Source organism: Mycobacterium sp. (assembly GCF_019247635.1).
Taxonomy (GTDB): Bacteria; Actinomycetota; Actinomycetes; order Mycobacteriales; family Mycobacteriaceae; genus Mycobacterium.
Window position 1 is genome coordinate 15,462 of the sequence record NZ_JAFBAR010000112.1, and the last position, 23,886, is coordinate 39,347.

The following is a 23,886-nucleotide window of genomic DNA, read 5'->3' on the forward strand; positions in this document are numbered from 1 at the left end:
CGCTATGCCGGCCGATAGATGGAGCCGCGCGCCTCGCGGGCCCACGGGATCCCGTCGGCCGCCGCGGCGCCCTGGCCGATCAACTGACGCTTGATGGTCTTGTGGCCCCACTCGGCCACCACAGCGTTGGAATGGAACAGCGGCATCGACACATAGCAGGTGTCCTCGCCGGTCAACGCAAAGCGCGCGGCGAGACCCTGTCCGGCCATCATCGCCATGAAGTGCGACACCTGGACCGCCCGGGCTCGCCACCGGTGCCGGAGGTGAAGAGCATCATGAACGTGTCCAGCGGCTCGACGCTTCGGTGTGGTTGCCACTCGGCGGGGGCGCCGACGACGAGGTTGGACCATACGCGTGTCCCCCTTTCGGTGCTCCGCTGGCGGCGAGTAACTACCACTAGCTTTACAGGTCGTCGTGAGGAATCCGACACCTGGTCACAATCGGCCGCGGCGGAGACGATAAAGCGGCACCACCCTCCATAATATTTAATAACTGAAACATTCAAATTATTAACTATCTGGTATGGTGGTACTACGCTACCGTCCTATCGAGCTGGTCGAGGGTGGCGTGGCGCGACATCCGTTCCGAGCGACCAGGGGGTGATGTTTGCGTGCTGAGTGGCGGAGCGATAGCCACGCGCAAACGACGGCACATCGATGTCTGTCTCGATGGCGAGGTCGGCTATGTCGGTGTGACGAGCGGGCTCGAACGGTATCAGTTGCCCTACGACGCGTTAACCCAAACGCGTCTGGCCGATGTGGACTTGTCGACCGATTTTTTCGGCACTCGGCTTCGCGCGCCGGTGCTGATCGGCGCGATGACTGGCGGGGCCGAGCTGTCCGGAATTATCAACCGCAATCTCGCCATTGCCGCGCAGCGGCTCGGCATCGGCATGATGCTGGGTTCACAGCGAATCATGCTCGCCAGTGCAATGGGGAAGCGCGCCGCGGCCAGCTTCACCGTTCGCGATGTCGCACCCGATGTCCTGCTGTTCGGCAATATCGGATTGTCCCAGTTAACCAAGCCCGCGCTGCCTGACATCGCGGCAGCGCTGACCCGTGTCGGTGCGGACGCCCTTGCGGTGCACACGAATCCGTTACAGGAGGCGATGCAGCACGACGGGGACACCGACTTCTCGGGGTCGCTGGACCGGCTGCATGACGCCGCCGGCGAACTCGGCTTTCCAATCTTGATGAAGGAAGTGGGCCATGGCATCGGCGCCGCGGCCATCGCACGCCTGATCGAGTCGTCCACTGAGCTGCCCGTCGCGGGCATCGACGTGGCGGGGGCCGGCGGCACGTCGTGGTCGCGGGTCGAGCAGTTGGTGCGGTACGGCGAAGTGCGGTATCCCGATCTGGCCGACTGGGGCATACCGACCGCACGCGCGATCGTGGAGGTGCGCGAAGCACTCCCGGATATCCCGCTGGTCGCCTCCGGAGGTATCCGGACGGGCATGGACGCCGCCAAAGCCATCGCGCTGGGTGCCGATGTGGTGGCGATGGCTCGCCCCCTCCTGGCCGCAGCGATCGAATCCGCGGATGCCGTAGTGGCTTCGATGCGGCGGTTCATCGAGGAACTCCGGGTCTGTCTGCACGGCTGCGGCGCCCCGGATTTGCCGGCTCTACGTGCCGGCGGACTGACCCGCATATCGTAGAGAATCCAGCTGTGGCAACCATACTCGCGTACGGTTCGCCGTCGCTGGGCCATGTGTATCCCATGGGCGCCCTGCTCAGTCAGCTGGCCTGGCGCGGCCACGAGGTCCACGTGCGGACCATGTCGTCAGAGGTCGCGGTCATGCGGCAAGTGGGTGTACATGCGGAGCCGGTCGCTCCGCGGATCGAGGCGATCGCCAGTCAGGATTGGCTGGGGCGCAACGCATTAGATGTATTGAAGATGTCGATAGAGGTGCTGTGTCGGCGCGCGGTTTTTGAGGTCGAGGACGCGCGTGGGGCCATCGAGGATGTCCGGCCCGACGCGGTCGTCGTGGATGCCAACTGCTGGGGCGCGATGTCGGCGGTGGATGCGGGGGATGTTCCGTGGGCGATCTTTTCACCCTTCACGCCCTACCTGCAGGCCCGCGACGTGCCGCCGTTCGGTCCCGGTCTCCGACCGCTGCCGGGTATGCGTGGCCGGATACGCGACCGAGTCATGCGGCGCTTTGTGGCACACCTTTTCGATCGGCCAGTGTTGCCGCGTATCAACGCGATTCGGGCCCAACTGGAAATACCTCCGGTCAACGCGGTAGACCAGTTGATCCGGCGGGCGCCGTTGCTGTTGGCCGTCGGGGGCGAACCGTTTGAGTATCCGTGCCGCGAATGGGCCGATTTCGTTCATTTCGTGGGCGCGTGCAGCTTCGAACCTCCCTCCGAGCCGATGCCCGCCTGGCTTGAGGGGATCGACCGGCCCGTCGTGCTGGTCAACACCTCGTCGATCAGACAGGCCGATCGGGCGCTGGCGGTAGCGGCGATGCAGGCACTGGCCGATGAGCCCCTCCACGTGGTCGTGACATTTCCCGCTGGCGTGCCCGCCGGCCTGCGTCCTACGCCGAACGCGACGGTGTGCCGCTTCGTACCACACGGGCCACTTTTGGATCGCGCTGTCTGCGCAATCACCCACGGCGGCATGGGCAGCACGGTCAGGGCGCTCGAGCGCGGCGTGCCCGTCTGCGCCGTCCCTTTCGCGCGTGACCAGCCAGAAGTCGCGCGGCGGGTCGAGGTGGCGGGGTGTGGCACCCGGCTGCCGGCGAAAAGGCTGACGGTCGGGCGGCTGAAGGCTGCGGTGTTGCGGGCGATAACGATGACGGACGGTGCGCGTCGGGTGGCCGAAGGTTTCGTTGCGACGGGGGGCGTGCAGCGAGGCGCCGACCTCGTCGAGCAAGAGGTGTTGCGGTGCGGCATACAACCGGCGAGCCGTGACTGGTGAACTCGTGCCTACGCTCTGCGCCGTCGTGTCAACTTGGATTGCGCGCGTTCGGGCGCTTCCGCCGATGACGGCTCGGCGGGGGCGGTAGCCAGCTCGTCTTCGAAGCTGGACATTGCCGCGATCATCGCGCTGAACACCCGGTGCGCGGCGAACAGGTCATTGTCATCAAGCTCGTTCATCTGGAGATGCAGATGCGTGCCCAGCGAACTGAAGAACTCGCGCGCCAGCGCCATGCCGTTGTCGCCGTAGCGAAGCAGCCATTTGCGGCGATCCGCGGGATCGGGTTCACGCCGGATATGACCCGCGTCAATCATCCGATCGACAAGATAGGTGATCGCCGCCTGCGACACGTCCATGCGCTTGCGTAATTGGGTAAGTGTCAGCGGCGTTTCGGCGGTTTCGGCGACCATGATGTGCAGCAGCGCATGAAAATCACTGGGACTAACTTGGTTTTGCCGCGCGAAGTGACGTCCGATGCGGTCTGATTGCGCTGTGATCGCCCGCATATCGGCTGAAATTAACTTCTCCAGCTCTGCTCGACTTGCGGGCCGAGGGAGAGCACCACGCTGGGTCACGTGCAGGCATCCTTATCCACGATGTGTCGACCACCGTATCGCCTGTCGCGAAGACGTGGGTGCCGACACGGCCGAAGACCCCACTTTCGTCCGCGTAGCGAGGGCGGCATCCCTGCCGCTGCAGGGAAGGCTGCCGCGTCCAACATCCCTGCCGGGAGGCTACCGGTCATGGGAACGGCGAATATTGCCGCGGTCAGCATCGCGAGAACGGCGAGCGCACATACCCTTCGGGACGCGGTGAGAGCCAGGCGAGCGATTCTGGCTAGCATGTCGCATCCTTCGGCTGATCGGTGGTTAATTCTGAGTGCGTGTCCGGTATCGGCGTTCGGCGTATTCCAGGTCGTCTCGCCACAGCTTCGTCGTCGCGTGCCGCATCAGCGGCGTGATCAACCCCGCGATGCGGAGGGATCGCTTGAACCAGGGGCGGTCAGAATGAGCGATGACGGCTTCCGTGACGGCGGTGCGGGGCCGCCCGTCGGGCCCCAAAGCTATTGGTGTGGCATGGGTTTCGACAACGCTGCCGGAGCCTTCACCGTCGACGATCTGCATCACGATGGTGCGCGCTTCCGGTGAACAGAATTTTGCGAGGGCGGGGGTCCCGAACCGGCCGACCCGGAACGTCACCTCAACCAGGAAATGATCGGCGTCCTCGGTGGGCGTCGAAAGCACGCTGAGCCGGGTGAAGGAGTAGGGATGAAACCAGGCGCCGTGCCAGGGATCAAGCCGATTGGCGATGATGTCCTGCGGTTCGCAAACGCCGACCATTTCGCTGACGGCGACCATCGTCGCGTCGGTAGGTCTGTCCGGAATCACCGGCTCTGCTAACGGGTGCTCGCCTCCGACGCTGTCCAACCGCACCCATGCCAGCACTCCGTCGTCGTGGCTGGGCAACGGCTTCCAGCCGAGCTCGCACCGTGCTCCATCCAGAGTCAATCCGTGCCATCGGCAGATCAGGTTGCCGCCGTGGACCTTTGCGGTGGCCAGGTCGGCGCCCAGATGCGGGCAACTGCGCGGCCCGACCCGCAACCCGTCTTGTCGATCGCGCCAGGCGACGAGCTCGACTCCGGCGACACATACGCCCATGGGCTCGTCGCTGCGTACCTGGCTGCTTGCACCCAGCACGTACCAGTTGCCAGTAGGCCTGCGCTGCGACCGGTCCAACGCGGCGTGGATGATAGCCGGATTCGCGTCGCGGTATGTTGGACGCTGATCGGCCCATGGTGTCCGCTCGATGACACGTAGCGGCCAGTTATTTGCCTGCTTTTTCACCGACGGCGCCGTCCGTCGCGGGACGCCAGCGTGCGCAGCAGCCGTGAGCGTCCGTGATTGGGAACCGTTTTCAGCGGGTGACCTGAGATGCCCCACTGCGTCAACAGGTGATTGGCGGCGGACCATCCGGTGGTTGCGGCACGTTCCATCAACGCCACCGGCAGGTCGATCCGGACTCCGTCACCGGCGAGTACCACCCCGGGTTGCGGAGTGGGGACGCCCGGTCGCCGAGCGTGTGAGCCCGGCTCGAACAGCGGGCAGTCGTCGCGGCACAGTGTGCGTTCGAAGATCGCCTTCGCCGTGGTGGTTTCCGGGTAGAGCTCGTTCAGGCGCTTTACCGCCTGTTCGCGGGAGGGTGTGGATGTCTGTGCATAAGAATGCAATTCGACTACGGAGCCACGATGAGCGCGTGTCCACCCGGCAGCTTCCCGCTCATAGCGCTCCAACACGCTGACGTTGTCCAGCGGCTCATGGCCGGCGGTGCCGAGAAACGCCGGCCGGTGCGAGGCCACTTCGCGGTCAAGCCACAATCGATGCACGGCGAACGGTGGTGCGGTGCGCAGCCGTTGAACTCTTGCCCGCCATAATTCATCACCCAAACAGGTCGAAGCGGCGACGATCCGCTGCAGCGCAGAGACTTCGGTTGCCAGCACCACGGCGTCGGCTTCCCGGTATCCGTCGGAATCGGTGTGCACCCGAAACGTTTTGCGCGAGCCCGGGATGATCCGGAGGGCGTTCGTGCCAAGGCCGAACCGCACCTCACGCTCCTCCAGGTAACGCCGCAACGGCTCCCACAGGGCGGTGTCGTAGTTTGCGTTGGGAACGTCGAAGACGAGTCCTTCGCTGGAGCCGAGGAAGTAAATGTGAAACATCGTGGCCAACTCAGCGGCCGAAAGCTGCGTTGAATCGGCAAAGAAGCTGCGCGAGAATACCTCGAACGCGAGATGCCGCGCGGCCGCTGGGAACCGAATGTTTCGCAGGAAGGTCTCGGCGTCGATGTGGTCTAGGTGCTGATAAATCTGCGGAACCGATACCGCCGCAAGTGGGGCGGCGGCGCGGGCGTCCATGCGGGTCAGCTCGGCAAGCCGAAATGTCGGGCTGCGCAACGCGAACGCCAGAGCGTTCCACGGGGGTGTGCGTGGTAATCCGCGAAAGCTGTCTCGGCGTCCCGCGTTGTCGACCAGCGGATAGTCCTCCACGGCAGTGAGCATCCGTAGCTGCGGGTCAACTCGGCTCAGTAGGCTTCGCAGGTTGTAGTACTGCCGAAAGAACGCGTGGAACCCGCGATTCATCGCGAGGTCGGTGCCGTTGTGGGTTTCAGTCCAGCCGCCCACTCGTCCGCCGAGGTAAGCCTCGCGTTCGAGTACCTCGACGGCCACGCCGCGTTCGGCCAGACCGGTCGCGGTGGCAAGTCCCGCGATGCCGCCGCCGACCACTACAACTCGCGGGCGCGACGACAGCGCGCCGGCATCCGGTAAACCGGTTGGCGCCGGGAGTTTTTGGTGGCGGCGGTCGATCATTGCGGCGCGTGTGCGAGGAAGGTGTGCACGATGTTGGCTTCCCATCCGGGCATCGTTTCGCTGTGCACCGCGGTGAAGCCGGCGTCGCGCAGACGGCGGCGGAACCGCGCCGCTCCGTCGAACCCGAGCACACTTCGCCATAGGTAGCGGTACAGCGAGCTGTCTCGGGTGTGCCACCAACCAGCCGGGATGATGATTCCCCAGCAGACGGCGTGCCAGACCAGAGTGGCGGCACGCGAATCGCGCACCGAATATTCGTGGACCGCAAGGGTTCCGCCCGGGCGCAACAGGCTGCAGAACTGTCGTAGTTGCTTGTCTCGGTCGGTTAGATTGCGCACCAAATAGGCGGCCAGGATGCCGTCGAAGGGACCCGTTACGCCATGCTCGGCCAGCGTCTCGATCGGGCTGTGCACGAACCGTACCGACGGAAGCCATTGTTTTGCCCGTGCAACGGCGAGCATTCCCTGCGACGCATCCACGGCGACGATGTCGGCCTCCGGCGCGACATCGACGAGGGCGGCCGTCGATATGCCGGTACCGCAGCCGGCATCCAGTAGCCGTAGTCCCTTCCCGCCGTGCGGGATTCGCATCCGGCCGGTGGACGTCCGCAGGTTGGTGTGGTAGCCGGGGTTGGCGCCTACCAGCCGATCGTAAGCCGCCGCGCCCGCGTCGAAGACGCCCGTCAGGTCGTCGCTTTGCCAGCCGCGGTCATCGGCGTGCACGTTGCTGCTCCCATCGCAGCAACACGGCGGTGACCAGTGCGAAGCCGAACAAGAAGTCTTCGATCGGAATGTCGAACGGGAAGCGCAGACCCGAAATCTGGTGAGCGTCGTAGCGTACGACGGGAGAGCTGAGCTTGGTCAGCCAGCCGTCCACGGGAATTTGGAAGCCCAGCACGATCAGCATCGACAGCCAGTAGGCTCCGCGCCGGAATAGGCCGGTGTGCAGGAAACCCAATTCGACTGCGCAGACGGCCAAGACGGCCAGGATGGCCGGCACGGTATAACCCAATCCCGTCATCGGCGAAGCCAATCAACAATGGTGCTGACCGCGTTGTAGGTCAACAGCGCGCACGCGGGAATCACGACGAAAAACAACGTCTCCTCGATCGGCACCCGAAGGGGAATGCTCAGGCCCACGATGTAGGCGTTGTTGTATGTCCATACGTGGGCGGCGATCGCGATCTCATCCCAGAGCAGGAACACCGCCGCGATTGGCAACACAGCGCGCAGCAGCCGCCGGGGCTGCCGATAGACGCCGGGACCGAGAATCTCGAGTGGCGCAGTGATCACCAGGCATGCGGCCAGGACGAGCAGGTATTGCCACGGGTCGGTCACGCCGCACCTCGCTGCCAACGTTCGGATAGGAACGACGGGTGGGCCCGCACTCGCCACGCGCGAATGAGACCCGCGCCCCCAACCTGCAGCCGTCGGGTAGCGCCGACCGTATGGCGGCGGCCGAACACATTGAAACCACTGTCTTCGATTCGGTCCAGAATCTCCGAGTACAGCGTCAGCGCCGCGGCGACGCAGGGTCGCGAGCGTGGCGCCAGCAAGTCGACGCCCGACGCGGCGAATTTGTAGGTCTTGCGCGTTATGTCGTGTTGTTCCGCCAGCGCGTCGCGGACCCGTTGATCGGTGTGACGACTGCGATGGCACCAGGTCAATAGATCGCGGTCGACACCGTGCGCGGCGAGCTCGTCGGCGGGCAGATAGATGCGGTTGCGCAGCAGATCCTCGTCGACGTCGCGCAGGAAATTGGTGAGTTGGAAAGCGCGTCCGAGCGCTTCGGCGTAGGGGGCGGCGTCGGCAGCCGGTCCGACGGTCTGAAGTATTGGAAGAAGCTGCAGCCCAATTACTTCAGCCGAGCCGCGCATGTAAAGGTTGAGCGCGTCGCGGCTGGGATAGTCGGTGACTGTCAGGTCCATGCGCATGGAGTACAAAAAGTCTTCAAACAATTCGGCAGCTATTTCGTACCGATGTGCAGTGTGGGCGACCGCGGCAAGCACGGGGTCGTCCCGGTAGTCGCCGCCGGCGAGGAACCGTTCGGCCAGCCGGTCGAGCCGTTCGGCCCGAGTTATGTTGTCCAGGTTCGGATCCAGATCATCGAGAATGTCGTCGGCGTAGCGAGCGAATCCGTACAGCGCATGGACTGGAGGTCGTTGGTCGGGCGCCAGTAGGCGGGTCGCCAGAAAGAAGGTGCGGCCGTGCGCGGCGTTGATCTCGCGGCATCGGCGATACGCGGCGCGCAGGTGCGGGCCGTCGATACCTGCGGCGTTCAGCTCGCTACGGATCATGGCGTCCCCGCCTTCATCGGAAAGTGCGTGCGCGACCGGGTGGCGATGCCGGTGATGCGATCTGCGGCCAGCCGGCCTGAGATGAGTGCGGTTGGCACGCCGACACCCGGCACCGTCGAGGATCCGGCCAGCACCGCGTTCTGCAGACCGCGCACCATATTGGCGGGCCTGAAAGGTCCTGTCTGGGCGAAGGTGTGCGACAGTGCGAACGGGCTACCCGCGGCCATTCCCTTCTGCGCCCAGTCGGCGGGCGTGACAACATCCAGGATGTCCGCGTCGTCGCGCAGGCCCGGCAGTAGCCGCTTTTCTACCGTGGTGATCAGGTTGTCGGCGTAGGGAGCCTTGATGCAGGTCCAATCGAGGTTGCCGCGAGTGAGATTGGGTGCCGGCGCCAGGACGTAAAGCAGGTCGCGCCGAGTGGGAGCCAAGGTTGGGTCACTAGCGGTCGGGCGGGTAACCAACAGCGACGGATCCCGCATGAGTTGTCCGTCGCGGATGATGTCGGTGAACGTCTCCTCCCAGGCTCCGCCGAAAAGAATGTTGTGATGCGCTGTCGTAGGCGGCAGGCTGCGACACCCGACGTGGACGACGACCGCGGACGGTGAGGACCGCAGCGCGAGCAGGCGACGTGGCTTCCGGCCCAGGAGTCGGTATGTCTGGGGCAGCTCGGTCGTGAGTATCACCGCATCGCAACAGATTTGCTCATCGTGATCGGTGCGGACAGCGGTGACGCGGTCGCCACTGCGTTCAAGCTCGGTGACTGTCCGGCCGTACAGGAACCGGACACCCGCGCGGGTGGCGGCGGCAGCCAGCGCGTCGGGCAGTGCGCGGACACCGCCGCGTGGGAAGAAAACCCCGGATACCGTGTCCATGTAGGCGATTACGGCGTAGGCCGCCAGGGCGTTCTGCGGCGCCACACCGGCATACAACGACTGGAAAGTGAAGACCCGTCTCAATCGCGCGTCAGTGATGTGCCGCCGCACCATGCGGTCCCAGTTGCGGAACGCGCCGAGGGCAGCTATCCGGGCCAGCTGCGGAGTGAGCAGCGCAAGTGGAGAATCGAAATTAGCGGCAATGAAGCTGTCGAATTCGATGCGGTACAAGCGGTTTAGCCACTCGCGCAAGGACCGGTAACCCGCGGCCTGTTCCGGATCCGCGAAATCTTCGACGGCGGCTGCCATCCGATTCACATCGCTATGCACATCTAACGACGTGCCGTCGGCAAACACTGCGTGGTACGCCGGTTCCAGCGGCAGCAGTTCTACTCTGCTGGACAGTGTTTCGCCGACCGCGGCGAATGCCTCGTCAATGATGTCCGGCATGGTCAGCACGGTCGGGCCGGTGTCGAGCCGGTAGCCATCGATGTCGGCTCTGCCCGCTCGTCCGCCGGGCCACGACTCACGCTCGACCACTGTGACCTCACGGCCACGACCCGCGAGGTGCAACGCCGCCGCCAGGCCCGCCAGACCCGCACCTACCACCAATACATGGTTGCTGTGCCCGCCTACGGTCCGCATAGTTCTGCCTTCGAGTAAACGTTTCTCATCCGGCCCGGTCTGTACACACGCCCGCCATGTTGTCCAGCGCTTCGCGAACAAAACCGTCGATCGTCATGTCAGCCAATGCCTTTCGGGCAGACGTTATTAGTTCGTCGATCATCTCTTCGATTTGTTGAACGGCCCCGGACGCCACGATCAACGTTCGCCACCGTTCCAGTGCGTCTTCATCGAGGTCGTGTCTGCTCATCAGCTCGGTGAGTTCGTGCCTGTTCGCCGTCTCGGCCATCCGGTGGGCGATCAGGACTAGGCTGGTTGCCTTGCGTTCGAGCAGGTCTCCGCTGCTGGGCTTGCCGGTGACCGCCGGCGACCCAAACACACCCAAGATGTCGTCCCGAAGTTGAAATGCCTCGCCAACCGCTGCCCCGTACCGACCGATGTGAAACAACGTGCTCTCGTCGCAGCCCGCCATCGCCGCGCCGATTTCCAGAGGACGACGAACGGTGTAGTTGCCGGACTTGCGCCGCGCCACGTCGAGGACCGCGTCCAGCGGTGGTAAATCGCGGACATCGCTTGCCAGATCGGCAAATTGACCCACCGCCAGCTCGGCGCGCATGGCGTCATAGCGCGGCCACGCCCGCCGCAGGCATTGAGACTCAACGCCGCTCTCGCGCAACATCTGCTCAGCCCAGATCAGACACAGATCACCGAGCAGGATGGCAGCCGAGGCACCAAAGTGCTCCGCCGAGCCGGACAAGTTACGGGCGCGGTGCCACTGAGCTAGTTGAACGTGGACTGCGGGCCTGCCACGGCGTTCTGTCGAATCATCCATGACGTCGTCCTGCAGCAGCGCGAAGACGTGTAACAACTCCAAGCTGGCGGCGGCACGCAGGGCGGCGTCGCAGGGCTCTGCGCCGCAGAGCCACCCCAAGTACATGAATGTCGAACGCAAGCATTTCCCGCCGGAGGCGAACTCGTGCAGGATCTCGCCGGCCGGCTCGATCACTGCGCCGTCGCGTTCAGTTGCTCGGCGCGCACCGACAAAGGCCGCCACGTTGCTCAGCGTCGTTTGCCGCACTGTGGCCCGCCAATTGTCGAATCGTTGCGTGCTCGCCCATCGCGCAGGACGGGGAAGCGGCGTTTCAACAGCTTGCGCCAACGACAACGCTCGTATCTCGCCCACGGACGCCCTCCCCTGCTCGATAAGACCGCCGTGCGCTGCCGGCGAAGTATTCAACATCTTAAATATTAATATACTGAAGTGTCTCCCGCTTCGCCAGGGGGAGGCCGTGGCGATGGCTCGCCCCAGCGTGCTGACGCGGAGGGCAGCTCGGTCAGCGCGTTCTTCGCCGGCTCTGGACGCACAACGGGCCACAATTGCCAGATGGCTCGCCTTGGTGCGTTTCTTTCGCTGCTCGCCGTCCTGGTGCTGGCCGATGCGACCGGCGAGCCCTTGGGGACGGCAGCGCCCGTGCCGCCCGTCAGCGACGCGGCCGCCGCGGCCGGCTTCGTCGACGTTCGCAGCGTGGTGTCCGACGCGCTGATCGACCTGCGGTACGCCACGACCAACAACTTCACGCACGCACAGCTGTACCCGTCCGACGGCCGGTGCCTCGTGCACGAATCCATGGCGCCGGGCCTCGCGGCGGCCGCCACGGTTCTGCGCCCTCAGGGACAGTTCCTGGTGTTCTGGGATTGCTACCGGCCACACGACGTCCAGGTCAAAATGTTCACAATCGTCCCGAACCCGGCATGGGTCGCGCGCCCCGGGCAGTATGCGCACAGCCACGAATCGGGTCGCTCTGTGGACGTGACGTACGCCAGCGCCCAGGAGCAGTGCCCGACTGAGCGTGTGGTGAGCGGTTTTTGCCTGGCCGACATGGGCACCGATTTCGACGACTTCACGTCGCGGGCAAACGCATTCGCCACCCAGGGCGTCAGCGCCGACGCTCAGGCGAACCGGGCCCGTCTGCGGAGCGCCATGACGTACGGCGGGCTCACCGTCTACTCCGGGGAGTGGTGGCATTTCGACGGTCCAGGCGCCGCCGTCGACCGCCCGATCCTCAATGTCCCCGTCGACTGACCGCAGAGGACTCGGCCGCCAACCTGCAGCCGAGGGCCGGCCACCGCCGCCAGCGTCGCGCTTTGCGATGTTTCCCCAGCTCATCCGCGTGGTATTGGCATTCTCTTTTTTTGCAAGTACGTTATTCACTGATGGATAATGCAGCCCAGACCTCATCGGGCATCCCGCTTGCCCCGGTGTACGGTCCGCAAGACGTCACGGCGGAGCCGCCGCCGCCCGGACAGTTTCCGTTCACCCGGGGCAACTTCGCATCCGGCTACCGGGGCAAGCTGTGGACGTTTCGGCAGTACTCCGGCTTCGGTACCGCCGAGGAATCCAACCGCCGCTACCGCTACCTGCTGGACCAGGGCGGTACGGGCCTGTCGGTGGCGCTTGATCTGCCCACGCAGTGCGGCTTCGATTCCGACGATCCCGAGGTCGTGGAGGAGGTCGGCCGCGTCGGTGTCGCGGTGGACACGCTGGCCGACGCCGAGATCCTGTTCGACGGAATCCCGCTGGACCAGATCAGCACCAGCTTCACCATTAACGGCACGGCCGCGATGCTGCTGGCGTTCTACGTCGCCGCCGCCGAACGCAAGGGCGTGCCGCGGGCCAAGCTCACCGGCACCATTCAAAACGACATCCTCAAGGAGTACGCCTCGCGCGGCACGTGGATCTGGCCGCCGGAGCCGTCGCTGCGGCTGATCGCTGACACCATCGAGTTCTGCGCGGCCGAGGTTCCGAAGTTCAACGCGATCTCGGTGGCGGGGGCACATTTCCGCGACGCCGGCGCCACCGCCGTCCAGGAGATGGCCTTCACCCTCGCCGACGGCGTCACCTACTGCGACACCGTCGTGGAACGCGGCCGGATGACGATCGACGAGTTCGCCCCGCAGATCTCGTTCTTCTTCTATACGCATGGTGACTTCTTCGAGGAGATCGCCAAATACCGTGCGGGACGGCGGCGTTGGGCGACGCTGGTGCGGGAACGCTACGGTGCCAAGACCGACAAGGCGTCGATGTTCCGCTTCGGGTGCGTGTGCGGTGGCGCGTCGCTGTATGCCCCCCAGGCGCAAAATAACCTGGTCCGGGTGGCCTACGAGGCGATGGCCGCGGTGCTGGGCGGTGTGCAGTCGATGTTCACCGCCGCGTGGGACGAGCCGTTCGCACTCCCCACTGAGGAGTCCACCACGCTGGCGCTGCGTACCCAGCAGATCCTGGCCCACGAAAGCGGTGTCGCACGCGTTGCCGACCCGCTCGGCGGCTCCTACTTCGTCGAGGCCCTCACCGACGCCACGGAGGCCCGCATCGTCGAAATCATGGACGATCTCGAGCGCCACGGCGGTATGGTCAGCGCCATCGAGGATGGATATCTGCAGGGCCTGATCGCCGACGAGGCCTTCCGCATCCATCAGGACATCGAAGCCGGCACCCGACCGGTGGTCGGGGTTAACCGGTTCGTCTCCGAGGAGCCCGAGCCGGACATCGTCACCTACGAACTCGACGCCGAGGGACGCGACATGCAGCTTAAGCGGCTCTCGCAGATCAGGGCTGAAAGGGACAGCGGTGCAGTGCAATCCAGCCTTGCCGCGCTGGCGCGTGCCGCCGAGGGGACCGACAATCTCATGCACAAGCTAATCGACTGTGCCAACGTCTACTGCACGGTCGGCGAGATGGTCTCCACGCTCAAAGCAGTGTGGGGCGAATTCCAGCAACCGGTGGTGTTCTAGATGGCCGTCCGGATCCTGGTCGCCAAACCCGGCCTCGACGGCCATGATCGCGGCGCCAAGATCGTTGCACGCACCCTGCGAGACGCGGGCTTCGAGGTCGTCTACACCGGCATCCGGCAGCGCATCGAGGACATCGCCTCGATCGCAGTGCAGGAGGACGTCGCCGTGGTGGGGCTGAGCATCCTGTCCGGCGCGCATTTGGCACTCACCAAGCGGACCATCGACGCGCTGCGGGCCGCCGATGCCGCCGACATCGCCGTGGTCGTCGGCGGAACGATTCCCCACGCCGACGTTCCCAAGCTGCTATCCGCCGGTGCCGCAGCCGTTTTCCCCACCGGAACGCCGCTCGACACTCTGGTACGCGACATCCGTGCGTTGACCGGCGGCCCCGAACCCGCTTTGAAGGGAACCGAGGAACAGTGCGCATCGGAGTGATGATCGGACCCGAGCGCGGCGACACCGCGCGCAAGGTCATCCGGATGCTGGCCGATATCGACTGGGCCGAGACGGCCGGCCTGGACAGCGCTTGGATCCCGCAGATCCCCAACGACTTCGACGCACTCGTGGCGGTCGCCCTGATGGGGACCCGCAGCAGCCGTATCGAATTGGGCACTGCCGTCGTGCCGCTGCAAGCGCAGCATCCGATTGCGTTGGCCCGGCAGGCTTTGTCGGCACAGGCTGCCACCAACGGTCGGTTGGTGTTGGGCGTGGGACCGTCACACCACTGGATCGTCAAGGACATGCTCGGAATCCCCTACGAGCGGCCCGCCGCCTACACCCGGCACTACCTCGACGTGCTGCACGCCGCCTTCGCCAACCCCGGCCCCGTCGACGTGGAGAACGACACGTTTCACGTGCACAACCCGCTCGACCTGGCCCCGGTCGCGCCGCTGCCGGTGCTGGTGGCTGCGCTCGGACCGGTGATGCTCACCATTGCCGGTGAGCGAGCCGACGGCACCGTGCTGTGGATGGCCGACGAGCGCGCCGTCGGCGAGCACGTCGTCCCGCGGATTACCAAGGCCGCCGATAACGCCGGGCGGCCGGCGCCGCGCATCGTCGCTGGCATCCCCGTCTGTCTGTGCGCGGCAAACGAAGTCGACTCGGCACGCGAGCGGGCCAACCGGATCCTGGGCGAGGCCGAGGTCTCGCCGAACTACCAACGGCTGCTGGGATACGGGGACGCCAAAGACGTCGGCGATATCTGTGCGGCCGGCGACCCGGAGCAGATTCTGTCGCGATTCCGCTCTTTCGCCGACGCCGGCGTCACGGATCTGTCGGTGCGCTTGCTCCCGATCGGTGACAACCGCGACGAACTCGTCGCCTCCAAGCGCCGCACCCGGGAGATGATCGCCGCGCTCGCAACGGAACTGCGGTGACGTCCGCCGGACCGCTGGCGGGAATACGCATCCTCGAGGTCGGCACCATGCTGGCCGGGCCGTACGCCACCATGTTGCTTGCCGACCTCGGCGCCGAGGTCACCAAGATAGAGCCGCGCGGCGGCGAGATCTCGCGCGGAGTCGGTGATAGCTACTTCGCCAGCCTCAACCGTAACAAATCCAGCGTTTGTCTCGACTTGAATTCCGAAGCGGGACAACGATCTCTGGGTGAAATGGTGTCGAACTCTCACGCACTGCTGGTAAACCTGAAACCGTCGGCCATCCGCCGTCTTGGCCTCACCTATGCGGCGTTGCGCGGCTGGAACGCGAAGATCGTCTGCGTGGCGATCACCGGTTTTGGCCTGCACGGCGGCGACGATCCGGCTTTCGACTACGTAGTCCAGGCGGGTTTCGGCATCGCCGCATTAACGGGTGACCCGGCGGGACCTCCTACGCTGCCCGGCTATTCGTCGGCCGACAACTCCACGGGAATGTGCGCGGCGCTGGGACTGTTGGCCAAGATCATCTCCGGCACCGGCGGGCAGGTGGACGTGTCGTTGCGCGACGTGATGCTGTCCCAGCTCAACTACCACGCCTCTGCCTATCTCAACAACGGAGTCGAGCCGGTACGACGACCGAACGGCGCGCACTCGTATTATGTTCCGGCACAACTGTTTCCAACCGCAGACGGCTATCTCGCGCTGTTCATCACCCATGACGGCTTCTGGAAATCCTTCGCAGCCGCAGCGCGTATCGGGGGATTCGAAACCATGGCCGAACGGGTGGCGCGTCGCGACGAGGTGCTCGACGTCGTCACCGCGGCGCTGGCGACCGACACCGCCGCCGGCTGGGAAGGCCGGCTGCGTCCGTTGGGGGTGCCCGCGGCGGCCGTGCGGACGCTGCCGGAGGCGCTGAGGGCCACCCCCGAAGTGGTTGTGTCGGCTGGTGACTACCGCTTGGTGGGCAGCCCGATACACGTGTCCGGTTATCAACCTGACTATCGGCCGCCGCCGAAGCTGCCCGAACAGTGTGACACCGCTCCGACGTGACACTGCAGTCGCGCTCGAGCCTCAGCGTGACTGCGGCGTCACGGTCGACGGGAGCTGCGCGGCTAAGCGTCCGGGCGGTGATCGATCGTCGTCTCGAGCAGGCGCATCACCGGCGGCGGATCAAGCTGCAGCGCGTCGGACAGGTGCAGCTGGCGGGAGTGGGCCAGCATGTTGTCCAACACCGACTGCAGGTCGTCCGCTTCGATCTCGTAAAGCGCCACATATGGGCCGTCGCCGCCAATCGGTCGCAAGCGGCGTGCCGAGACGAACCCGTCCAGCGCCAGCAGTTCTTTGAGATGCACGTCGTTGTACCAGGCGTTGTACTCCTGGTCGCGGTCCGGTGACGTGGGCCGACTCTCGACGTAGATGATCCCCTTGGCCATGTCGCCACCTCTTCCGTGACTGTTACTCGTAGTGCACAGTGATCGACGCCGTGTCGGGCACACCCTGGCACGTCAGAATGTAGCCCTCGGCCACCTCGTCGTCATCGAGCGCGTCGTTGACGCGCATGGTCGCGCTACCCTCGCTGAGCCTGGCCATGCACGTGCCGCAGTTGCCGGCTTCGCAGTTGAACGGGGGATTGAGCCCCGCCCGCCGCGCGCTTTCCAGCAGCGTCTCGCCGGGAACCAGCGGCACGGACACCTTCTTGCGGTCGAGGTGGATTGTCACCGTGCCGACCTCGGTCGCTTCTGCGGCCAGCTCCACCGTGATCGCTCCTTTCGACGGGCCCCGTACTTGCGTTCTTCAGTATAGAGAATACTATTCTCGTCAGGCGATAGGATCTTCTCAAGACTGTCGGGAGGACAGGACGTGACCGACGCGGCCGCGCTCGTGTTCGAAGAGCGGCGGTTCGGCCTTCCCCAGCTCGACGCGATGGCCGACGGGCTGGCTTCGGCCCTGAGCAAGGACGGTGCGAACGCGGGCGAGCGGGTCGCGGTGATGGCGTCCAACCGGCCGGAGTTCGTCGCCGCGTTGCTGGCCATCTGGCGGCTGGGCGCCGCGGCGGTGCTGATCAGCCCCGCCTGGAAGCGCGCCGAGGTTGAACACGCACTGGCGCTGACCAACCCGGCCCGCGCGGTTGGCGACCACCCGGTGCTGGCCGGGCTGATGCCGATGCTGCACCTGGACGAACCGGTGCCCGCTGCCGAGCCCGCGCCCCGTCGGGTCCGCCGTGACGGCGACGCCCTGCTGGTGTTCAGCTCCGGCACCACCGGGCTGCCAAAGGCCGTCCGGCACACCCACGCCTCGTTGGATGCGGCCATTGGGCACTGGCGTCATGCGTTGCAGCTCACCGGCCGCGATCGCATCCAGGTCGTCACGCCGCCATCACACATCCTCGGCCTGCTCAACATCCTTACGGCGCTGCGGACCGGCGCATGGCTGCGGCTGCATCGGCGGTTCGACATCGACCGGATGCTGAGCCATATCGAGAAGGATTGCATCACAATCGAAATGGCCGTCGCACCTATCGCAATGGCCATCGCCTCACACCCCGAGCTCGAGTCCTATGACCTGTCATCGCTGCGGTTCATCATGTGGGGGGCGACGCCGGTCAGTGCCGACATCGCCGAGGTCGTGACCCGACGTACCGGCGTTGGTTGGGTTCCCGCGTACGGCACCACGGAGCTGCCTGTCATCGCATGTAATCCGCTGACCGGGGCACGGCTGGACGCGGTCGGACGACCGGTGCCGGGCGTGGAGGTTCGGGTGGTGTCGCTGGAGACGGGCCTGCCGGTGTGTCCGGGCGAGGTCGGTGAGATCCAGGCGCGGTCGACTTCGCTGATGGCCGGTTACCTGCCCGCCGAGGCAACCGCGGAGGTGTGCTGCGGGGATTTTCAAAGTTGGTACCGGACCGGGGATGTCGGTTGGGTAGACGTCGACGGTTGGCTGCGGATCACCGATCGCGTCAAGGAGATGATCAAGGTGCGTGGCTTCCAGGTCGCGCCGGCTGAAATCGAGACTGTGCTGCACGGCCATCCAGCCGTCAAAGATTGTGCGGTATTCGGCATTCCCGACGACGCCAGCGGAGAGGCGGTCGTGGCCGCCGTCGCCACCCACGCGCCCGGTAATCCCGCGCTCGCCACGGACCTGATCGCCCGCGTGGATGCGAGGTTGGCGTCCTACAAGCGGCTCAGCCGCGTGGTGTTCGTGCCGGAGATTCCTCGCCTACCCTCGGGCAAGGTGCTGCGCCGAGTGCTCAAGGAGAGCTATGGATGTACGTCTGACAGCTGAACAGCAACAATTACGTGACGCGGCCGCGAAGATGGCCGACGATCTCGGGCCCGGCGCGGTGCAAGACTTGGCCGACGAGAGCCGAATCTCGCGTCTGGACAAGCAGATTGAGATGGCAGGCTGGCGATCGCTGCGCTCCGACGGTGCCTCGGGTGTCGAAGTGGCAATAGTCGCAGAGGAATTCGGGCGCCGACTGGTGGACGCGCCCTTCCTCGGTCCGGTGCTTGCCGACGACATCTCCCGCCACCTTGACACCGAGGCACGCCGGGCAACGATCGCGTTCGGTGAGCGCGCCATCGATGCGCGCGGATACGAGCGTGCCCTGTGGCTTTCGGGCACCACCGTCCTGGCGGCCGATCTGGTCGACGGCAATGCCGGCGCTGATTTGACCAGGGCCAGCGCGGAAGTCGCGGCCTCGCGGGCCGCCGTAGGTGAGGTGTCCGATGACGTCGCCGAGCGATGGCAGGCCCTGGCGCTGGTCGCCACGACGGCGGATCTGGTGGGAACGGCGCGCGGCGCGCACGCCGTAGCGTGTGACTACGCGAAAATCCGCGAACAGTACGGCAAGACGATCGGCTCGTATCAAGCCGTCGCCCATCTGCTGGCCGAAAGCCTGGCGCTGATCGAGGGTTCGGTCAGTGTGCTGCGGCATGCCGCGTGGGCGGTCGACGAACTGGCGCCGTCCGAAGCGATCCGGGCCGCGCGGATAGCGAAGGTCTACTGCGAGCGCGCCAGCCGGACCGTCTGTGAGACGGCGGTGCAGGTGCACGGCGGTATCGGCAATACGTGGGAATGCGTGGTGCATGTGTATCTGCGCCGGGCCCTGACATCGGCCGAGCTGTGGCCGGCAAGCCTGAAGGAGGTCGGCCTTGGACTTTCGTGATTCGCCGCAGGAAGCCGACTTTCGGCAGCGCTTGCGTTCCTGGCTTTCGGCGCACGCCAAAAGGTACTCCGGCTCGGGAGACGAGTACTGGGCATACATGGCCGAATGGCATCGGGCGCTGTACCAGAACGGCTTCTTCGGGCTGTCCTGGCCACGCGACTACGGCGGACAGGACCTGCCGCCGGTGTACGACGTCATCGTCGACGAAGAGCTGGTCCGTGCTGGCGCCCCGCCGCGCCCCAGCGTCGGCTACCTGGTTTACGGCATCGGCAGGCACGCCAACGAAGAAGTGCGGCAACGCTTTCTGCCCGGCATCATCGACGGCACCGAGCGGTGGTGTCAGGGCTTCAGCGAGCCGGGCGCGGGCTCCGATCTGGCGTCGCTGTCCACCACCGCCACCCGCGAGGGTGACAACTACGTGGTGCACGGACACAAGATCTGGACCAGCTACTCCGACGTGGCGGACTGGTGTCTGCTCCTGGCCCGCACGGATCCAGGCGCCAAGCGGCACCGTGGCCTGTCGGCGTTCGTCCTCGCGATGAAACAGCCTGGCGTCCAACAGCGGCCGCTGCGGATGATGAACGGAGTCACGAACGAGTTCGGCCAGGTGTTCTTCGACGGCGCTACGGTCCCGGCGAACCGCATGGTCGGTTCTCCCGGGGACGGCTGGACGGTCGCCATGACCGTCGTCGGGCACGAACGCGAGCCGTCCACGCTCGGATACGCGGCCCGCTACGGCAAGCTGGTTCGAGAACTGGTGGCGCGCTGGGACGGTCAGGACGATCTGGTGCCGGACGAACTCGCATGGGCAGCGGTCCAATCGGAGATGCTGACCCACCATGTGCGGCGAAGGCTGTCCGAACAACTCGACGGCGTCTCGCACGGGCCGGAGGGATCGCTGGACAAACTGCTGATGACCTGGGTCGAACAAGCCGTGGGGCACGCCGCGCTGGCCGTCAGCGGCACCCGGGACCCAGACCTGCTCAGCGCCTACCTCTACAGCCGCGCGCAAAGCGTGATGGGTGGGACTTCACAGATACAGAAAAACATCATCGCTTCGCGCATCTTGGGACTAGGAGTCTGAATGTACGATATGCCAACCGAAATCGACGTTCGGGCCGACGGGCCGCTGCGGATCATCACGCTGAACCGTCCGGACGCCCTCAACGCCGTCAACGACAACCTACATGTCGGACTCGCGCGACTGTGGCAGCGATTGACCGATGATGCCACCGCCCGCGCGGCGGTGCTGACAGGCAGTGGTAAGGCGTTCTCGGCCGGCGGCGATTTCGCATATCTCGCCGAACTGGCTCAAGACGCCGACCTGCGCGCCAAGACGATCCGGGATGGCCGCGAGATCGTGCTGGGCATGGCGCGTTGCCGCATTCCCGTGGTGGCAGCGGTCAATGGCCCGGCCGTCGGGCTTGGCTGCAGTTTGGTCGCGCTAAGCGACATTGTGTACATCGCCAGAGACGCCTTCCTGGCCGACCCGCACGTGCAGGTGGGTTTGGTGGCGGCTGACGGTGGGCCGCTGACCTGGCCCCTGCACATCTCCTTGATGCTGGCCAAGGAATATGCGTTGACCGGCACCAAGATTCGCGCTGAGCGGGCCGTCGAACTCGGCCTAGCCAACCATGTCGTCGACGATCCGGTCGCCGAGGCGCTGACCTGCGCGAAGCGAATTCTGGAGTTGCCCCAGCAGGCGGTGGAGAGCACCAAGCGGGTGCTCAACATTCATCTGGAGCGCGCCGTGCTGGCCAGCATCGACTACGCGCTGTCCGCCGAGCACCAGTCGTTCGTTACCGAGGACTTTCGGACCATCGTCGCCAAGCTCAACGCCGGCAAGAACTGAGCCCATCGGCTAACTGCGGGGGTGTAGTTCTTTTGGTCCCAACGATCTTCGTGCGACTTGTGTTCCTCAGCAAGCGCTGTTGGACCGCCCCTTAGGGGCGGCCCAACAGCAGCGCTTGCTCGTTTACTTGGCAGCCTTCTGGCGGCCCTCGGCCGCGTTCTTGGCTGCGCGTGACGCCTCGGCCTTGGCCTCATTCTTGGCGACGTCGCGTTGTGCCTGCGCCTTGTCCTGCTGGGCGCGGCCTTCCTTGCGGAGACCTTCGTGGTTGAACACGATGCCAATGACTTCCTTGGCCTTGCCCACCGCGTCCTCGATGACGCCCTTGACGGCTTCCACCGGTCCCGTGCTGCGCTCACTCATGTTGCGCTCCTCTCTTTGGGGTCCCTTGACCAATACCCCGCGAGAGCGGTGCTGCAACGTATACGCGGCCAACAGCACTGTGGGCTCGGTCACTCCGGCCGTCTACCTGCGGCCTAGCTGGGCGCGGAAGCGAGAATGCATAGGAAGGCTATGCGCGGCGGAACAGGCGAAGCAGCCAGAGCAGAATGACCGCACCCAAGATGGCCGTGAACAACGTGAACCACCAACCACCGCTGGCGGTGTCGACGAAGAAGCTGAGCAGGAATCCACCCAACAGAGCACCCACGACTCCGATCACAATGTCCAGAAGCAGGCCTTCCTTGGTCTTCATGATCATGCCCGCGATCCAACCGGCGAGCGCTCCGATAATGATGTAGCCGACCCAGCCAACGCTGGTCAGCGTTGTCGAGCGAGCCAGGATTTCAGTCGTAGCCAACGTGTCCATGTTCATCTCCACCTCTGCGAGCACGCTCAGCGATCGCCGAGCCGTGCAGCGTTGAATACCCGGCGCAGGGCCAATTCACCGGCCCAATTCGACGCATGCAGAACAATAGTGGCGGAACGGCCAACTCGACTCGGGGAGGTGCGCCGGCCGGCCGTGTGCCCGTGGTGGCCTAGCCTCACACGGGATGCCGCCCCTGGTTGGAACAGGTCAACCGTCTGCGCGCCGGAGGAATTCGCGCATTACCCGATCGAACCTTTCGGGCTCTTCCAAGAAGGGCATGTGCGCGCTGGACTCGAACAGCTCGAACCGCGAGCCGGCAATCCGCCGGTGCATGTCCTGCATGTGGTCGGGTGAGCATTCGTCATACCTGCCGGCCAAGAGCAGGGTGGGCAGCGTGATCTCGGCCAACCGTTCGACGACGTCCCAGTCACGGATGGTGCCGACGATGCGAAAGTCGCTGGGGCCAAACATAGTTTCGAATATCTCGGCGCCCATGTTGCGGAATGCGTCCTCGAGTTCGCCGGGCCAGGGGTGAACTCGGCAAAGATAGGTCTCGTTCCAGGTCCTGACGGCGGCCTGGTAATCGGCGGCGTGTGTCGTGCCGGCGGCTTCATGTCGGTCGATGGCGGATTGCGTCGCCGGGTCCAGCTCCGACTTCAACTGGGTCACATGCGCTGAAAACTGGGGGATGGACGCGGTGCTGTTGGAGATCGTGAGGCTCACGGCGCCCGAGGTCACGTCGAGGACATACTGTTGGGCCAGCATGCCACCCCACGAGTTGCCGAAGATGTGAAAACGGTTCAGGTCCAGCGCTTTTACCACCGCATCCAGTTCCGCCACGGAGCGTTGCATGGTCCAAAGTCTGGCGTTGGAGGGACATTCGGACTTCCCGCAGCCGAGCTGATCCCAGAAAATCACTTCCCGTTCGTCGGCCAACCGTTCCAGCGACCGGATGTAGTTGTGCGGCAGGCCGGGCCCGCCGTGCACCGCGAGCAGCGGTAGGCCTGGCCCGTCGCCGACTCGTTCGAACCAGACGTTGCCACCTGGGACCGCGATCGTCCCCATAGGACCTCCTGTGCTCGGTTGGCAGACGCAGGATCGCACGATCGGCGCCGAGGTGTGCGATTCTGCGACTATTCGCGGGTCAGGGCGCCTTGCAACGCGAACTCTCGCGATGAGAGAATCATGTTCTCGTCCGCAGATGGAGAAACCCGTGAGCCGCGAGGAGATGGACGCGTGGGCATCACCCCCGCCGCGACACCACGATGGACAAACTGGCTACGCTCAAGCCGCTGCATCCGGAGATCGCATCGAGCGATCGGCTTGGGGCCGACCCGCGCTGGCTTGAAGTCGCCCCGTAAGTAATGGACATATCCGATCTGATTGCCAACGCGCGCAAAGGTTCTCAGCGCGCTGCGGGCCGGCTGCTCAGCCTCGTGGAGAGCGAGCACCGGGGTGAGGTGCTGGCCGGCATCGGGCCGGCGCCGACCGTCGGCCTCCAAGTTATCGGCATCACCGGACCGCCGGGCGCGGGAAAGTCGACCACGATCGCGGCTCTGGTCGGCGCGTACCGCGAGCGCGACTGCCAGGTGGCGGTGTTGGCCGTCGACCCGTCGTCGCCGTTCAGTGGCGGTGCGCTGCTAGGAGATCGCATCCGAATGTCCGCGCACATCAACGACTCCGAGGTGCTGATCCGTTCGGTGGCAACGCGTGGCCATCTGGGCGGTCTGGCCGCCGCCGTTCCTGCGGCCGTCCGGTTGCTGGGAGCGCTGCGCTATGACGTGATCCTGCTGGAGACCGTTGGCGTGGGACAGTCCGA

General features: G+C 65.3%; 25 protein-coding genes and 2 pseudogenes. 12 read left to right on the forward strand and 15 right to left on the reverse strand.

The window, feature by feature from the left end:
• Positions 1–2 precede the first annotated feature (2 nt).
• Entirely contained in the window at positions 3–218 is a 216-nt protein-coding gene (locus JO236_RS22550; RefSeq protein ID WP_416362288.1) for a hypothetical protein, read from the reverse strand.
• A 392-nt stretch (positions 219–610) separates the two neighbouring features.
• Between JO236_RS22550 and fni the strand changes: the two genes are divergently transcribed.
• Both fni and JO236_RS19060 read left to right on the forward strand, forming a co-directional pair.
• Positions 611–1,654, forward strand: coding sequence for a type 2 isopentenyl-diphosphate Delta-isomerase (gene fni, locus JO236_RS19055; RefSeq protein ID WP_293333990.1), 1,044 nt, complete (start codon positions 611–613; stop codon positions 1,652–1,654).
• Positions 1,655–1,665: 11 nt separating this feature from the next.
• Positions 1,666–2,922, forward strand: coding sequence for a glycosyltransferase (locus JO236_RS19060; protein WP_293333992.1), 1,257 nt, complete (start codon positions 1,666–1,668; stop codon positions 2,920–2,922).
• Between the two features lie 8 nt (positions 2,923–2,930).
• On the opposite strand, the gene JO236_RS19065 is transcribed toward JO236_RS19060, so the two are convergent.
• The 9 genes from JO236_RS19065 to JO236_RS19105 all read right to left on the reverse strand — a co-directional run bounded on the left by JO236_RS19065 (position 2,931) and on the right by JO236_RS19105 (position 11,318).
• On the reverse strand, positions 2,931–3,497 hold the full coding sequence (locus JO236_RS19065; protein WP_293333994.1) for a MarR family winged helix-turn-helix transcriptional regulator: 567 nt from the start codon (positions 3,495–3,497) through the stop codon (positions 2,931–2,933).
• Between the two features lie 294 nt (positions 3,498–3,791).
• Positions 3,792–4,766 carry a DUF5914 domain-containing protein gene (locus JO236_RS19070; protein WP_293333996.1) on the reverse strand — a complete coding sequence of 325 codons (975 nt, stop codon included), beginning with the start codon at positions 4,764–4,766 and terminating at the stop codon, positions 3,792–3,794.
• Entirely contained in the window at positions 4,763–6,286 is a 1,524-nt protein-coding gene (locus JO236_RS19075; protein WP_293333998.1) for an FAD-dependent oxidoreductase, read from the reverse strand. The genes JO236_RS19070 and JO236_RS19075 overlap by 4 nt, the downstream gene beginning before the upstream one ends.
• On the reverse strand, positions 6,283–7,008 hold the full coding sequence (locus JO236_RS19080) for a class I SAM-dependent methyltransferase (protein ID WP_293334000.1): 726 nt from the start codon (positions 7,006–7,008) through the stop codon (positions 6,283–6,285). Before JO236_RS19080 ends, JO236_RS19075 begins: the two co-directional genes overlap by 4 nt.
• Positions 6,995–7,306, reverse strand: a complete 312-nt coding sequence (locus JO236_RS19085) for a lycopene cyclase domain-containing protein (RefSeq protein ID WP_293334002.1) — start codon at positions 7,304–7,306, stop codon at positions 6,995–6,997. The genes JO236_RS19080 and JO236_RS19085 overlap by 14 nt, the downstream gene beginning before the upstream one ends.
• The gene (locus tag JO236_RS19090) at positions 7,303–7,623 is read right to left on the reverse strand and encodes a lycopene cyclase domain-containing protein (protein WP_293334004.1); all 321 of its coding nucleotides are present in this window, start codon (positions 7,621–7,623) and stop codon (positions 7,303–7,305) included. The genes JO236_RS19085 and JO236_RS19090 overlap by 4 nt, the downstream gene beginning before the upstream one ends.
• Positions 7,620–8,582 (reverse strand): phytoene/squalene synthase family protein, encoded by a 963-nt coding sequence (locus tag JO236_RS19095; protein WP_293334007.1) that lies wholly within the window; start codon positions 8,580–8,582, stop codon positions 7,620–7,622. The genes JO236_RS19090 and JO236_RS19095 overlap by 4 nt, the downstream gene beginning before the upstream one ends.
• Positions 8,579–10,099: a phytoene desaturase family protein gene (crtI, locus tag JO236_RS19100; RefSeq protein WP_293334010.1), complete on the reverse strand. Its 1,521-nt coding sequence runs from the start codon at positions 10,097–10,099 to the stop codon at positions 8,579–8,581. The genes JO236_RS19095 and crtI overlap by 4 nt, the downstream gene beginning before the upstream one ends.
• Before the next feature lie 25 nt (positions 10,100–10,124).
• Complete coding sequence (locus JO236_RS19105) at positions 10,125–11,318, reverse strand: polyprenyl synthetase family protein (RefSeq protein WP_293334040.1); 1,194 nt, start codon at positions 11,316–11,318, stop codon at positions 10,125–10,127.
• 196 nt (positions 11,319–11,514) lie between these two features.
• Here JO236_RS19105 and JO236_RS19110 point away from each other — a divergent pair.
• The 5 genes and pseudogenes from JO236_RS19110 (at position 11,515) to JO236_RS19130 (ending at position 16,295) form a co-directional block, all read left to right on the forward strand.
• A pseudogene (locus JO236_RS19110) lies at positions 11,515–12,161 on the forward strand (M15 family metallopeptidase).
• Between the two features lie 131 nt (positions 12,162–12,292).
• Positions 12,293–13,870: a methylmalonyl-CoA mutase family protein gene (locus tag JO236_RS19115; RefSeq protein WP_293334012.1), complete on the forward strand. Its 1,578-nt coding sequence runs from the start codon at positions 12,293–12,295 to the stop codon at positions 13,868–13,870.
• The gene (locus JO236_RS19120) at positions 13,871–14,305 is read left to right on the forward strand and encodes a cobalamin-dependent protein (protein WP_293334014.1); all 435 of its coding nucleotides are present in this window, start codon (positions 13,871–13,873) and stop codon (positions 14,303–14,305) included.
• Positions 14,290–15,246 (forward strand): LLM class F420-dependent oxidoreductase, encoded by a 957-nt coding sequence (locus JO236_RS19125; RefSeq protein WP_293334016.1) that lies wholly within the window; start codon positions 14,290–14,292, stop codon positions 15,244–15,246. Before JO236_RS19120 ends, JO236_RS19125 begins: the two co-directional genes overlap by 16 nt.
• A gap of 47 nt (positions 15,247–15,293) precedes the next feature.
• Complete coding sequence (locus tag JO236_RS19130) at positions 15,294–16,295, forward strand: CoA transferase (RefSeq protein WP_323802180.1); 1,002 nt, start codon at positions 15,294–15,296, stop codon at positions 16,293–16,295.
• Positions 16,296–16,357: 62 nt separating this feature from the next.
• Here the strand turns inward: JO236_RS19130 and JO236_RS19135 are convergent, their stop codons facing one another.
• Together JO236_RS19135 and JO236_RS19140 are read right to left on the reverse strand one after the other, a co-directional pair.
• Positions 16,358–16,678, reverse strand: a complete 321-nt coding sequence (locus JO236_RS19135) for a DUF4286 family protein (protein WP_293334020.1) — start codon at positions 16,676–16,678, stop codon at positions 16,358–16,360.
• A gap of 22 nt (positions 16,679–16,700) precedes the next feature.
• Positions 16,701–17,006, reverse strand: a complete 306-nt coding sequence (locus JO236_RS19140; protein WP_416362289.1) for a 2Fe-2S iron-sulfur cluster-binding protein — start codon at positions 17,004–17,006, stop codon at positions 16,701–16,703.
• A gap of 99 nt (positions 17,007–17,105) precedes the next feature.
• Here JO236_RS19140 and JO236_RS19145 point away from each other — a divergent pair, with 99 nt between their 5' ends.
• Genes JO236_RS19145 through JO236_RS19160 form a run of 4 tightly spaced genes read left to right on the forward strand, consistent with a single transcriptional unit; the run spans position 17,106 to position 21,262 of the window.
• Entirely contained in the window at positions 17,106–18,527 is a 1,422-nt protein-coding gene (locus tag JO236_RS19145; RefSeq protein ID WP_293334024.1) for a class I adenylate-forming enzyme family protein, read from the forward strand.
• Positions 18,505–19,410 (forward strand): acyl-CoA dehydrogenase family protein, encoded by a 906-nt coding sequence (locus tag JO236_RS19150; RefSeq protein ID WP_293334026.1) that lies wholly within the window; start codon positions 18,505–18,507, stop codon positions 19,408–19,410. Before JO236_RS19145 ends, JO236_RS19150 begins: the two co-directional genes overlap by 23 nt.
• Positions 19,397–20,494: an acyl-CoA dehydrogenase family protein gene (locus JO236_RS19155; RefSeq protein WP_293334028.1), complete on the forward strand. Its 1,098-nt coding sequence runs from the start codon at positions 19,397–19,399 to the stop codon at positions 20,492–20,494. The genes JO236_RS19150 and JO236_RS19155 overlap by 14 nt, the downstream gene beginning before the upstream one ends.
• On the forward strand, positions 20,495–21,262 hold the full coding sequence (locus JO236_RS19160) for an enoyl-CoA hydratase/isomerase family protein (RefSeq protein WP_293334030.1): 768 nt from the start codon (positions 20,495–20,497) through the stop codon (positions 21,260–21,262).
• A 123-nt stretch (positions 21,263–21,385) separates the two neighbouring features.
• Here the strand turns inward: JO236_RS19160 and JO236_RS19165 are convergent, their stop codons facing one another.
• The 3 genes from JO236_RS19165 to JO236_RS19175 all read right to left on the reverse strand — a co-directional run bounded on the left by JO236_RS19165 (position 21,386) and on the right by JO236_RS19175 (position 23,132).
• Entirely contained in the window at positions 21,386–21,622 is a 237-nt protein-coding gene (locus JO236_RS19165) for a CsbD family protein (RefSeq protein ID WP_293334032.1), read from the reverse strand.
• A gap of 148 nt (positions 21,623–21,770) precedes the next feature.
• Positions 21,771–22,067 (reverse strand): GlsB/YeaQ/YmgE family stress response membrane protein, encoded by a 297-nt coding sequence (locus JO236_RS19170; protein ID WP_293334034.1) that lies wholly within the window; start codon positions 22,065–22,067, stop codon positions 21,771–21,773.
• 207 nt (positions 22,068–22,274) lie between these two features.
• Positions 22,275–23,132: a proline iminopeptidase-family hydrolase gene (locus JO236_RS19175; RefSeq protein WP_293334036.1), complete on the reverse strand. Its 858-nt coding sequence runs from the start codon at positions 23,130–23,132 to the stop codon at positions 22,275–22,277.
• A gap of 299 nt (positions 23,133–23,431) precedes the next feature.
• Between JO236_RS19175 and JO236_RS19180 the strand changes: the two are divergent.
• A pseudogene (locus JO236_RS19180) lies at positions 23,432–23,886 on the forward strand (GTP-binding protein); the annotation flags it as partial.